Below are 11,347 nucleotides of genomic sequence, written 5' to 3'. Positions count from 1 at the left end.
GGTGCCCATGGCAGGCTCAGCGGTTGGACAGCCCCCACACATAGGAGGCCAGCACCCGGATCTGCTCCGCGCTGAACTTGCCTTCCTGCGCTGGCATCTGGTTGGTCTTGCCGTTGTTGACCATCGCCACGATGGCCTCCTCGCCCCAGCCGTGCAGCCAGATGTCGTCGGTCAGGTTGGGCGCGCCCAGCAGCGGATTGCCCTTGCCGTTGCTGCCGTGGCAGGCCGCGCAGGCCGTGAACTTGGACTTGCCCAGCGCGGCGCGCACCGAGTCGTGCGGGCCATTCGACAGGCTCAGCACGTAGTGCGCCACGTTGCGCACATCGTCGGGCGTGCCCACGGCCGCGGCCATGGGCGGCATGCTGCCGATGCGGCCCTTGGCGATGGTCTCGGCGATCACCGAAGGCTCGCCGCCCCAGAGCCAGTCACCGTCCGCGAGGTTCGGGAAGCCCTTGCTGCCGCGTGCGTCCGAGCCGTGGCACTGGGCGCAGTTGTTCATGAACAGACGCTCGCCGATCGCCTGGGCCTGCGCGTCCCTGGCGATCTCGGGCACGGGCATCGCGGCGTACTTCGCATAGACCTGCGCCGTCGTGGCTTGGTGCTTGGCCACATCGGCCGCGTGCTCGCCGGACGAGCTCCAGTTCAGCGTGCCGGGCTTGTCGCCCAGGCCGGGGTACAGCACCAGGTAGAGCACGCCGAACACCACGGTGATGACGAACATCCAGACCCACCAGCGCGGCAGCGGGTTGTTCATCTCGCGCAGGTCGCCGTCCCAGACATGGCCCGTGGTGTTGTCGCCGGTCGGCGAGACGCGCGCCTTGCCGGCGCCCCACAGCAGCAGCACGCAGGCCAGGATGCCGCCCAGGGTCACGGCAATGATCGCGATCGACCAGAAGCCGCTTGTGAAATCGCTCATGGTGTCCTCTTACTCCTGCTCGAAAGGCAGATGCGCTGCCTCGTCGAACGACTGCCGGTTGCCGCGCGACCAGGCCCAGGCCCAGATCGCGACGAAAGCGATGAACGAGGCCACGGTGGCCACGGAACGCAGGGTGTTGATGTCCATGGCTCGCCTCTACTTCACGGCCAGACCAAGGGATTGCAGGTAGGCGATCGTGGCCTCCATCTCGGTCCTGCCCTTCACGTCCGCAGGCGCCTTGGCGACCTCCTCGTCGCTGTACGGCACGCCCAGGCGGCGCAGCGCGCGCATGTTGGCGGCCAGCTGCTCGCCGTCGATGGTGGCCTTGTCCAGCCAGGCGTAGGCCGGCATGTTGGATTCGGGCACCACGTCGCGTGGGTTCATCAAATGGATGCGGTGCCACTCGTCGTTGTACTTGCCGCCAACGCGGTGCAGGTCGGGGCCGGTGCGCTTGCTGCCCCACTGGAACGGGTGGTCGTAGACGAACTCGCCGGCCAGCGAATGGTGGCCGTAGCGCAGCGTCTCGGCCTGCAGCGGGCGGATCATCTGCGAGTGGCAGTTGTAGCAGCCCTCGCGCAGGTAGACGTCGCGGCCGGCCAGCTGCAGCCCGGTGTAGGGCTTGACGCCTTCGATCGCCACCGTGGTGGTGCGCTGGAAGAACAGCGGCACGATCTCCACGAGTCCGCCGACCAGCAGCACCAGCAGGATCAGCACGATCATGAGGAAGTTGTTGGTCTCGATCTTCTCGTGCGTGCCCGGCTTGTCGAGGTTCTGCGACATGGTTGTTCTCGTGCGTGGATGTCAGTGGGCCGCGGCCGCGGCGGGCAGCGGGATGGCGACGGCGGCGGGCCGCGCGTTGAGCATGGTCATGACCATGTTCCAGGCCATCACCAGCATGCCGCCCAGGTACAGCAGGCCGCCCAGCAGGCGCACCGCGTAGAAGGGCCAGGTGGCCTTGACGGATTCGGCGAAGGTGTAGGTCAGCGTGCCGTCGGTGTTCACGGCACGCCACATCAGCCCCTGCATCACGCCGGCGATCCACATCGCGGCGATGTACAGCACGATGCCGATGGTGGCGCTCCAGAAGTGCAGCTCGATGGCCTTGACGCTGTACATCTGCTTCTGGCCGAACAGGCGTGGGATCAGGTAGTACAGGCTGCCCATGGTGATGAGCCCGACCCAGCCGAGCGCGCCCGAGTGCACGTGGCCCACCGTCCAGTCGGTGTAGTGGCTGAGCGCGTTGACGGTCTTGATCGACATCATCGGCCCCTCGAAGGTGCTCATGCCGTAGAACGACAGGGCCACGATCAGGAAGCGCAGGATCGGGTCGTCGCGCAGCTTGTGCCAGGCGCCCGACAGCGTCATCACGCCGTTGATCATGCCGCCCCAGCTGGGCGCCAGCAGGATCAGCGAGAACACCATGCCGACCGACTGCGTCCAGTCCGGCAGCGCCGTGTAGTGCAGGTGGTGCGGGCCGGCCCACATGTAGGTGAAGATCAGCGCCCAGAAGTGGACGATGGACAGCCGGTAGCTGTAGACCGGGCGCTCGGCCTGCTTGGGGATGAAGTAATACATCATCCCGAGGAAGCCCGCGGTGAGGAAGAAGCCCACCGCGTTGTGGCCGTACCACCACTGCACCATCGCGTCCTGCACGCCGGCGTAGGCCGAGTAGCTCTTCCAGAAGCTCGCGGGCATGGCCGCGCTGTTGACGATGTGCAGCAGCGCCACGGCGATGATGAAGGCGCCGTAGAACCAGTTGGCCACGTAGATGTGGCGCACCTTGCGCGTGCCGATGGTGCCGAAGAACACGATGGCGTAGGACACCCAGACCACGGCGATCAGGATGTCGATGGGCCATTCGAGTTCGGCGTATTCCTTGCCCGAGGTGTAGCCCAGCGGCAGCGTGATGGCCGCGGCCACGATCACGGCCTGCCAGCCCCAGAACGTGAACGACGCCAGCCAGCCGCCGAACAGCCGGACCTGGCAGGTGCGCTGCACCACGTAGTAGGCCGTGCCGAACAGCGCACACCCGCCGAACGCGAAGATCACCGCATTGGTGTGCAGCGGCCGCAGCCGGCCGTAGCTGAGCCATGGGATGCCCAGGTTCAGTTCGGGCCATGTCAGCTGCGCGGCGATGACGACGCCGACCAGCATGCCCACCACCCCCCAGACCACGGCCATCACGGAAAACTGGCGCACGACGGCGTCGTTGTAGACCGCGGCCGGGCTTGTCGATTGATCCATCGCTGCCTCTTCTCTTGAACGCTTTTTCAGCACTGAAGAGCAGTGTCCGGTACGCGCGCGCGCAGCGCTTTGATGCACGTCAAGGGGGGGCGAGCGAGAACACGATGGCAGCGCAGCGGCCTTCTGTGACGGATGCGCAGATGCGCCATGGCATCGGATGCCGTACGCTTGCCAGGTGTCATGCCGCAACGGGGAGAATCATGGACGCCGACCCAGTGCAAGTTCCATCCGCAAGCGCCGGCGCGGCGGACGAGACAACCCTCGACCGCAGGAAAAAGGCAATGGAGGTGCGCAAGCTGCGTGCCGAGATCGCCAAGATTGGTGCTGATGTTCGGCTCGCCAGACGCAGCTTCAGCGCGAGCCAGGCAAGTGCTGCAAGAGCATTCGCGTTTGAGCGCTGGAAGACCATCGGCACGTTGGTGACGGCCGTGGTCGCGGTCGGCGGTTTGCTGTTGACCCTGAACGGGCAGCGAGCGGCGCATGAAGCAGAATCCAGCAGGCGCCACAGCGAGGCATTCTTCGCCGCGCAGCGCCAGTTCTTCGATGCCAATCCCACTTCAAAGCTGGCGGCGATCTCGACGCTCTCGGCCTATCTCGGGCCGCAAGCGCCTATCCATCGAGACAACGCGGCCCAACTGCTGGTGGCGCTGTTGGAGATCGAGCAGAACCCGACGGTCATCAGCCACATCATCGCCACATTGGCCAAGCATGGATCGCTTGCCATCGTCGCGCTGCTGCGGCAAAGCAATCTTCAACTGCAGGAGCAGTTGATCGAGGGGGCGAAGTTGTTGCCGGAGGATTTCGACACCTGGGAGCGCATGGACAGCGACGCACCGGCCATCCAGGCACTCGCGGACCGCGTGCAGACCAACGGCAAAGCGATCGTCGATGTGCTCAACGCCATGTTCCACCGGGACCGGGCCGTTCGCGGCGCTGACCTCTCCAATGTGGTGTTCGCGTTGCCAACGGTCAAGTTGTCGGGATACGCCGACGAACGAGCTCTGCAGACCTTTGGCGGCGTCAGTTGGAGCGGGCGCTGGACGCTGGGCTTCGCGCGCGGCATCCGTTTCGAGGAAACCAACTTCGCAGGCGCAAGGCTGTCATGGCTGGCCTTCGAGGACTGCAACTTCCACAACACGCAGCTCGATGGCGCGCGCCTTGTGGGCACCCGCTTCACACGCTGTTCCTTCAGCGGAAGTACATCGCTGAACCGGTTCGTGGCGACGCTGCAAGCCCGCGCGCCACGCACCGCTTGCTTCTTTGTCTGGGGGCCCACATTCGACGACAGCAGCTTTGCGGAAACGGCGCTATCGCCGCGCAAGGGAAAAACCGTCTCGCACAGCCACCACGCGATGTGGTATGTGATCCAGAAGTCGACACCCGCAAGGTACAACGTGGAGAGCCGCGTAACGCCCGCGGAAGCCCCAGGACCGTGCCGCCCTTGGCTGCAATAGATCCCATGCCGGTGCAGCCCTGGCGCGCCGCATGTCAGTCCCGCAGGATGCGCTCGCCCTCGGCCTCGATGTCTTCGAACTGGCCACGTTCGATGGCCCACCACAGGCCGCCGAGGATGCAGAAGACCAACACGACGGACAGCGGGATCAGCAGGAACAGGATGTCCATCAGCGGCTCTCGGTAGCCAGCCGCATGGGCTCGGGCATGGCATCGCCGACTGGCAGCGCGGCCGACAGGCGCAGCGCATTGAGCACGACCAGCAACGAACTCGCCGCCATGCCCAGGCCGGCCAGCCAGGCCGGCATCCAGCCCGCCACGGCCAGCGGCACGCTGACCGCGTTGTAGAGCGCGGCCCAGGCCAGGTTCTGGCGCACCACGGCCATGGTCTTGCGCGCCAGCGCGAGCGTGTCGGCCACGCGCATGAGTGCACCGCCCGGCACCACGAAGTCGGCCTGCGCCTGCGCCAGCGGCACGGACTGGCCGAACGCGAACGACACGTCGGCACCGGCCAGCACCGGGCCGTCGTTGAGGCCATCGCCGACCATGGCGCTGTGGCGGCCCTGCCGCTGCAGCGCGCGCAGGGCCTGCAGCTTGTGCTGGGGCGAGCAGCCGCCGCGCGCCTCGGCGATGCCCAGCTGCGCGGCCACACGCGCCACGGCCGCGTCCGCATCGCCCGACAGCAGCTGCACCGCCACGCCCATCTCTGCGAGCCGCTGCACCGTGGCGGCCGCGTCGGCGCGCACGTCCTCGTGAAGCACGAAGGAGGCCAGCATGCCCTGCTCGTCGGCAAGCCAGACCATGGTCTCGGCGCCAGGCGGTGCGGCGATGCCGCAGTGCGCGGCCGAGCCCAGGCGCAGCGCGCCGGGCCACGGCCAGCCGTTGCGCAGCAGGCGTCCGCGCAGGCCCAGGCCGGGTTCCTCGGCGAGGTCGGCCACCTGCCACTGCTCCTCGTGCGCACCGGCGCGCCCGGCCGCTGCCAGCGTGCGCGAGGCCGGGTGCAGCGAGTGCGCGGCCAGCGCGGCCGCCATGCCCAGCGCCTGCGCGCGGTCGATGCCGGCACGCGTCTGCACCGCACCCACCACGAGGGCGTCGCGCGTGAGCGTGCCGGTCTTGTCGAAGACCACGGTGTCGACCCGGGCCAGCGCTTCCAGCGCCTGCAACCGGCGCACCAGCACGCCGTGGCGCGCCAAGGCGCCGGCACAGGCCAGCATCGCGGCCGGCGTGGCCAGCGAGAGCGCGCAGGGGCAGGTGACGATCAGCACGGCCACGGCGACCATGAGCGCATGGCCGGGGTCGTGGCGCCACCAGAACAGCGCCGCGCCAGCAGCCGCCAGCAGCACCAGCAGCAGGAAAGGCCGCGCGATGCGGTCGGCCAGCTGCGCCAGGCGCGGCCGCGAGCGCGCCGCTTCGTCCATGAGCGCGGCGATCTCGGCGAAGCGCGTGTCGGTGCCCGCGGCCGTGACGCGCACGCGCACGGCCGCCGCCAGGTTGTAGCTGCCGGCCAGCACGCGCGCGCCCGGGCCGCGCGCCACGGGGCGCGACTCGCCGGACAGCAGGGCCTCGTCGACCAACGTCTCCCCGTCCAGCACCAGCGCATCGGCCACGAAGGCCTCGCCGGGCCGCACGTGCAGCACGTCGCCCACGGCCACGCGGTGGGCGGCCACCTGCTCGCGTGCACCGTCGGCCCGCTCGCGCTCCACGCCGTCGGGCAGGCGCTGCAGCAGCAGATCGAGCGCGCCGCCGGTGCGGTCGCGCAGCCGCTCTTCCAGCCAGCGGCTGCCGAGCAGGAAGAAGACGAACATGGTCAGCGAATCGAAATACACCTCGGCACCGAAGATGCCGTCCGGCTCGAAGGTGCCCCAGCTGCTGACGACGAAGGTGATGAGGATGCCCAGCGTGACCGGCGTGTCCATGCCCACGCGGCGCCGCCGCAGGTCGCGCAGCGCAGCGCGGAAGAACGGCCCGCACGAGAACAGCATGACGGGCAGGCTCAGCACCCAGGAAGCCCAGCGCAGCAGCGCCTGCGCATCGGCCGAGATCTCGCCCGGCGCCGTGGTGTACGCGGGCCAGGCGTACATCATGACCTGCATCATGCACAGCCCGGCCACGAGCCAGCGCCACAGCACCAGCCGTGCGTCGCGCCGGCGTTCGGCGCGCAGCGCGAGATCGGCCAGCGGCAGCCCGCGGTAGCCGGCCTGGCGCACTGCGGCCAGCCATTGCGAGGGCGGAGCCCGGCCCGCGCGCCAGACCACCCGCGCACGCCGGCTGGCCGCGCCGACCTCGGCCGCCAGCACGCCGGGCACGGCGCGCAGCGCGTCCTCGACCGCCAGTGCGCAGGCGGCGCAGGTCATGCCTTCGATGGCCAGGCTGGACTCCCAGACACCGCTGCCATGGTCGCCTGACGGGCGGCTGAACGCGGCCCATTCTTCGGGGTCGTCGATCCAGTCCAACCCGCGCGGCACAGGTGACGCGGGTGGCGCGGGTGGCGCGACGAACGGGGGGCTGGACGGCATGGCCCCGAGCGTAGCCAGCGCCTATTCCCCACGTCTTGACGTACATCAACCCATTCCGGCAGGGGCGGCCTATGCTGAACACACCACTTCAAAGGAGAAACACCATGTACCAACGCATCCTGGTTGCCACCGATGGTTCGGAGTTGTCGCAAAAGGCCGTCGACAGTGCGCTCGACCTGGCCGGCAAGCTCGGCGCGTCCCTGGTCGCCGTGAAGGTGGTGCCGCCCTATCCGCAGAGCTACTTCGACGGCGCGATGGCCATCGACATCAAGGAGATCGAGCGCACCGAGGCCAACTGGAGCGCGGCCGCGCTCCAGGAACTGGAGTCCGTGCAGTCCGCCGGCCTGTCCAGGAAGGTCACCGTGACGCCCGTGGTGGTGCGCGGCGACCAGGTCTCCGAGGCCCTGATCGCCACCGCGCAGAAGCACCACTGCGACCTGATCGTGATGGCCTCGCACGGTCGCCGCGGCGTGAGCCGGTTGTTGCTGGGCAGCGAGACCCAGCATGTGCTGACGCACTCGCACATCCCGGTGCTGGTGCTGCGTTGAGCCCGGGAGGCGGCCGGCCTTCCTCGGATCAGGCCACCTCGATCACCACCACCCTCTGGCCGGCCCGCACCGGCGAGCCAGGCTGCACGCGCACCTCGCGCACGATGCCGCGCTGCGGCGCGGCCAGACCGATCTCCATCTTCATGGACTCGAGCACCACGAGTTCCTCGCCCTCCTCCACGGTCTGCCCGACCTGCACGCGCACCTGCCACAGGTTGCCCGCGATGTGGCTGTCCACCGCGTGCTGGCCTGGTGCCAGCGGCGGCTCCTCGCCCAGGTCGGGCGCGGCCTCCTCGCTCGAGAATTCGGCCTGGCCGTTGGCGATCCAGCGCGCGCGCTCGGCCGCGAAGGCGGCCTGCTGCTGCGCGCGGAAGGCTGCGATGCCCTCGGCCTCGCGCGCCAGGAAAATCTGGTAGTCGGCGAGCCGCAGCTCGCCTTCCTCGATGCGCAGCGGGTAGCGGCCCAGCGGGAAGTCGCGCCGGATGCGCTGCAGTTCCTCCGCGCTCACGGGCTCGAAACGGATCTGGTCGAAGAAGCGCAGCAGCCAGGGCTTGCCGCCGAAGGCCTCGACGTGGCGCCAGCGGTTCCACATCTGCAGCGTGCGGCCGACGAACTGGTAGCCGCCCGGGCCCTCCATGCCGTAGACGCACAGATAGGCGCCGCCGATGCCGACCGAGTTCTCGGCCGTCCAGGTGCGCGCCGGGTTGTACTTGGTGGTCACGAGCCGGTGGCGCGGGTCCAGCGGCGTGGCCACGGGCGCGCCCAGGTAGACGTCGCCCAGGCCCATGACGAGGTAGCGCGCCTCGAACACGGTGCGCTGCACGGCGTCCAGGTCAGGAAGATCGTTGATGCGGCGGATGAACTCCAGGTTGCTGGGGCACCAGGGCGCGTCCTTGCGCACGGTCGTCATGTACTTCTGGATCGCCAGCTGGCAGGCCGGGTCGTCCCAGGACAGCGGCAGATGCACGGTGCGCGAGGGCACGGCCAGGTCGCGCGCGGCGCACACCCCGTCCCACAGGCCGGCGATCACCTGCAGCAGCCGCGCCAGCGGCAGCGCCTGCGGCCGGTAGTGCACCTGCAGCGAGCGGATGCCGGGCGTGAGGTCGACCACGCCGGCCAGCGCCTGGTCCTGCAAGGCCTGCATCAGCGCGTGGGCACGCAAGCGCAGCACCAGGTCGAGTTCGGCCGCGCCGATCTCCAGCAGCAGGTGCGTGTCGCCGGACAGGCGCGCGACGAGGCGACGGTCGGCTTCGCCGAGGTCGAGCACCACAGGCGAGGCCAACGGCGCCGGCGCCCAGTCCACGGCCACCGGCGCGAGCGCCGCCACCTCCTGTGCGCGCGCATCGGCGAGCCGGCGTGCGGTGGCGATGTCCACCGGCACGAAGCGCAGGCGGTCTCCGGCCTTGAGTTGGCCCAGCTGCCACAGGTCGGCCTCGATGACGGTCACGGGACAGACGAAGCCGCCCAGGCTGGGACCGTCCGGCCCCAGGACCACAGGCATGTCGCCCGTGAAGTCGACCGCGCCCACGGCATAGGGGTTGTCGTGGATGTTGGACGGGTGCAGGCCGGCCTCCCCGCCGGTCGCGCGCGCCCACTCCGGTTTGGGGCCGATCAGGCGCACGCCCGTGCGGCTGGAGTTGAAGTGCACCTCCCAGGCCGTGGCGAAGAAGCTCGCAATGGACGCGGGCGTGAAGTACTCGGGCGCGCCGTGCGGGCCGTAGACCACGCGCAGTTCGCGCACGGCCGCAAGCGGCGGTACCAGCGCGGCCGGCAGCGCGGCGCCGGTCGAAGCGTCGACCAGCGGCAGCAGGTGCAGCACGTCGCCCGCGCGCAGCGCCCGGCCGGCGTGGCCGCCGAACTGGCCCAGCGTGAAGGTGCTCAGGCTGCCCAGGTAACCGGGCAGTTGCAGGCCGCCGCGCAGCGTGAGATAGCTGCGCGCGCCGCGTTCGGCCACCTGGCCCAGCGCCAGGGTGCTGCCGGCCGGCACGAACAGCGTTCGGTCCATGGGCTGGGGCACACCATCGAGCAGCACGGGCAGCGGCGCGCCTGTCACGGCCACCACCGCGTCGCAGCGAAAGCGCAGGCGCGGGCCGGCCATGGTGATCTCCAGGCCGGCCGCGCCCTCGGGGTTGCCGAGCAGGCGGTTGGCCAGGCGCAGCGCGCGGTCGTCCATGGGGCCGGACGGCGGCACGCCCACCGCCCAGTAGCCCAGGCGGCCGGGCCAGTCCTGCACGGTGGTCTGCGTGCCGGCGGACAGCACGTCGAAGCCGTGGTCGCGCACGAGCAGTCCTTCGAGGCAGCGCGTCCAGGGCTGGCCGCTGGCGAAGGGCGCATCGGCAAGGATCTGGCGCAGGTAGCCGCGGTTGGTCTCCACGCCGTACAGGCGCGTGTCGGCCAGCGCGCGGTCGAGTCCAGCGCGCGCCTGCTCGCGGTCAGGCGCCCAGGCGATCAGCTTGGCCACCATAGGGTCGAAGAAGGGCGGGATCTCGCAGCCGGCCTCGACCCAGGTGTCGATGCGCAGCGCGCGGCCATCGGCTGGCGGAAATTGCACCTCGGTCAAGAGGCCCGGGCTGGGCTGGAAGTCGCGGCCGGTGTCCTCGGCGTAGAGCCGGGCCTGGATCGCGTGGCCCTGCGGCTTGAGCGCCTGCGCGAGTTCGGCCAGCGGCGCGAGCGTGTCGGCTGCGAGCTCTACCATCCAGCGCACCAGGTCCACGCCCCAGACCTGCTCGGTCACGCCGTGCTCGACCTGCAGGCGCGTGTTGACTTCGAGGAAGTAGAAGCGGCCAGCGTCGCTGTCGTAGACGAACTCCACCGTACCCGCGCTGCGGTACTGCACGGCTTTGGCGAGTTGCACGGCAGCAGCGCACAGGGCGTCGGCCATGCCCTCGGGCAGGTTTGGCGCTGGCGTCTCTTCCAGCACCTTCTGGTTGCGCCGCTGCACCGAGCAGTCGCGCACGCCCAGGGCCAGCACGTCGCCGCGCCCGTCACCGAAGACCTGCACCTCGAGGTGGCGCGCACGTTCGATGTACTTCTCCATGAACACGCCAGCGTCGCTGAAGTTGTTCTGGCCCAGGCGGCGCACGGTCTCGAAGGCTTGTGTGAGTTCACCGGCCGAACGGCAGACACGCATGCCGATGCCTCCGCCGCCGGCCGTGCTCTTGAGCATGACGGGATAGCCGACCTGCTCGCCGGCCGCCAGCGCGGCTTCGACGTTCTCCAGCAGTTCCGTGCCTTCCAGCAGCGGCAGGCCCTGGGCACGCGCCAATGCGCGCGCGGTGTGCTTGCGGCCGAACACGCGCAGCTGTTCGGGCGTGGGGCCGACGAAGGCGATGCCGGCCGCCGCGCAGGCCTCGGCGAAGGCCGCGTTCTCGGACAGGAAGCCGTAGCCTGGGTGGATGGCCTGCGCGCCCGTGGCGCGTGCGACGGCCAGCAGCTTGTCCACCGCGAGGTAGGTGCTGGAGGCAGCGCCCTCGCCCAGGCTATGGGCCTCGTCAGCCTGGCTCACGTGCTGGCTGGCCACATCGGCCTCGGCGTAGACGGCGACGCCGTGGACCTGCATGGCGCGCAGTGTGCGCAGGATGCGGCAGGCGATGGCGCCGCGGTTGGCGATCAGGAGTTTGTCGAACATATCGAACGGCTTTCAAACAGCGGGCCGTCCCGCGATGGAAAGG

The 11,347-nt window shown here is 69.6% G+C and carries 9 protein-coding genes; 2 read left to right on the top strand and 7 right to left on the bottom strand.

Annotated features, from left to right (window positions below; translation table 11 throughout):
- Nucleotides 1-16: 16 nt before the first annotated feature.
- From ccoP to ccoN, 4 genes are read right to left on the bottom strand one after another with little or no spacing between them, the layout of a single operon-like run.
- A complete protein-coding gene (gene ccoP, locus DES41_RS27250) occupies nucleotides 17-916 on the bottom strand; it encodes a cytochrome-c oxidase, cbb3-type subunit III (protein WP_114470740.1) in 900 nt (299 codons plus the stop codon).
- A gap of 9 nt (nucleotides 917-925) precedes the next feature.
- Nucleotides 926-1,063, bottom strand: a complete 138-nt coding sequence (locus DES41_RS27245; protein WP_114470739.1) for a cbb3-type cytochrome oxidase subunit 3 — start codon at nucleotides 1,061-1,063, stop codon at nucleotides 926-928.
- A gap of 9 nt (nucleotides 1,064-1,072) precedes the next feature.
- Nucleotides 1,073-1,696 carry a cytochrome-c oxidase, cbb3-type subunit II gene (gene ccoO / locus DES41_RS27240; RefSeq protein WP_114470738.1) on the bottom strand — a complete coding sequence of 208 codons (624 nt, stop codon included), beginning with the start codon at nucleotides 1,694-1,696 and terminating at the stop codon, nucleotides 1,073-1,075.
- A 21-nt stretch (nucleotides 1,697-1,717) separates the two neighbouring features.
- Nucleotides 1,718-3,160: a cytochrome-c oxidase, cbb3-type subunit I gene (ccoN, locus tag DES41_RS27235; RefSeq protein ID WP_114470737.1), complete on the bottom strand. Its 1,443-nt coding sequence runs from the start codon at nucleotides 3,158-3,160 to the stop codon at nucleotides 1,718-1,720.
- Between the two features lie 200 nt (nucleotides 3,161-3,360).
- Here ccoN and DES41_RS27230 point away from each other — a divergent pair, with 200 nt between their 5' ends.
- The gene (locus DES41_RS27230) at nucleotides 3,361-4,614 is read left to right on the top strand and encodes a pentapeptide repeat-containing protein (protein WP_170168301.1); all 1,254 of its coding nucleotides are present in this window, start codon (nucleotides 3,361-3,363) and stop codon (nucleotides 4,612-4,614) included.
- Between the two features lie 34 nt (nucleotides 4,615-4,648).
- Here the strand turns inward: DES41_RS27230 and ccoS are convergent, their stop codons facing one another.
- Complete coding sequence (gene ccoS, locus DES41_RS27225; protein ID WP_056899354.1) at nucleotides 4,649-4,783, bottom strand: cbb3-type cytochrome oxidase assembly protein CcoS; 135 nt, start codon at nucleotides 4,781-4,783, stop codon at nucleotides 4,649-4,651.
- Entirely contained in the window at nucleotides 4,783-7,128 is a 2,346-nt protein-coding gene (locus DES41_RS27220; protein ID WP_114470735.1) for a heavy metal translocating P-type ATPase, read from the bottom strand. Before DES41_RS27220 ends, ccoS begins: the two co-directional genes overlap by 1 nt.
- 104 nt (nucleotides 7,129-7,232) lie before the next feature.
- Between DES41_RS27220 and DES41_RS27215 the strand changes: the two genes are divergently transcribed.
- The gene (locus tag DES41_RS27215) at nucleotides 7,233-7,676 is read left to right on the top strand and encodes a universal stress protein (RefSeq protein WP_114470734.1); all 444 of its coding nucleotides are present in this window, start codon (nucleotides 7,233-7,235) and stop codon (nucleotides 7,674-7,676) included.
- A 28-nt stretch (nucleotides 7,677-7,704) separates the two neighbouring features.
- Here DES41_RS27215 and uca read toward each other — a convergent pair whose 3' ends face one another.
- Nucleotides 7,705-11,304, bottom strand: coding sequence for an urea carboxylase (gene uca / locus DES41_RS27210; protein ID WP_114470733.1), 3,600 nt, complete (start codon nucleotides 11,302-11,304; stop codon nucleotides 7,705-7,707).
- Nucleotides 11,305-11,347: the final 43 nt, after the last annotated feature.

The sequence above is a fragment of the Pseudorhodoferax soli genome (assembly GCF_003337555.1).
In the GTDB taxonomy this organism is placed as follows: Bacteria; Pseudomonadota; Gammaproteobacteria; order Burkholderiales; family Burkholderiaceae_C; genus Pseudorhodoferax; species Pseudorhodoferax soli.
Note: the sequence above shows the minus strand (reverse complement) of the source record. Positions and strands in the feature narration are given on the sequence as shown.